This window comes from Micromonospora sp. ATLC16 (genome assembly GCF_057196645.1).
Genome location: NZ_JBXUOW010000172.1, coordinates 1 through 877, shown reverse-complemented (window position 1 = coordinate 877; position 877 = coordinate 1). Strand labels below are relative to the sequence as shown.

Here is an 877-nt window from a genome sequence, read left to right as displayed (position 1 = left end):
GGATCCGGCCGCCGCGTCTAATTAGGACGCCGTGCGCTCGGTCACGCCCACCCCGACGGTCACACACCGTGACATCCGCGAGCATCAACCTACTTTTGAATGGCCCTCCTGTTTTAGGTGGGCGGCGTGCTCTATTGCCGCAGAGCGAGCGTTGTCTCCGATGGGAGGCCGTCGCCGACTACCCGGCGTTGGACCACGAGCGGCTGGACAGAACGAGGCGATAACCGTCCGGATCCTCGACCGTGACACCCCACCGATCCCAGTACGCGCCTTGGGAAACGCGCTTGCCGCCGGCCTGTTCAAGGCGGGCCAGGAGCGTGTCGTCGATCGGCTCGGACAGATAGAGCACAAGTAGATCTTCGCTCGTCGGTGTCGGCTGCAGGGAGAGGCTTGGGCCCCCAACCAGTTCCAGATGCCATGACGCCTCGCGCCAGCCCAGCATCAGCAGGTCGTGTTCCCCGGGTTCTCCCGCAGCCCGGTAGAGCACCTCCAGTCCCAGCCCTTGCACATAAAAGCGTTCCACCGTCGCAAGGTCGCGACTGGGCCTGGCGAGGCGAATACTCACCTTCGGATCGATCATTCAGACAGCTCCATCCAGACGATTGACGATCAGGCTGCAAGCTGAACCTTGTTTGAAGTCAAGGCGCCCTCGACGCGCCACCCCAGGATCAAGCATCCGCTTCTGCCGCGAAGTGCTCGCTACGTTCGGTGACCGTTCTCCCGGCTGCCTTCTCAATCGTTTGGCAGGGCCGACAGATTGCAGCCAGGAGGGTCATTCAAAACCCGGTAGCGCGGTTCTGAAGATCTCCAGGGCAGTGACGGTACGTAACACGTCGGGGAAGCCCGTCATGATCCGGTGGTAGCCGGTCTTGAGGAT

General features: G+C 62.4%; 1 protein-coding gene. It reads right to left on the bottom strand.

The window, feature by feature from the left end:
• Positions 1–178: 178 nt before the first annotated feature.
• Positions 179–580, bottom strand: coding sequence for a VOC family protein (locus tag AC2CHE_RS26910; protein ID WP_484507621.1), 402 nt, complete (start codon positions 578–580; stop codon positions 179–181).
• Between the last annotated feature and the right edge of the window lie 297 nt (positions 581–877).

Bases quoted from the DNA above. Each gene is read 5' to 3' on its own strand.
- AC2CHE_RS26910 (WP_484507621.1), bottom strand. From the start codon at position 580: ATGATCGATCCGAAGGTGAGTATTCGCCTCGCCAGGCCCAGTCGCGAC.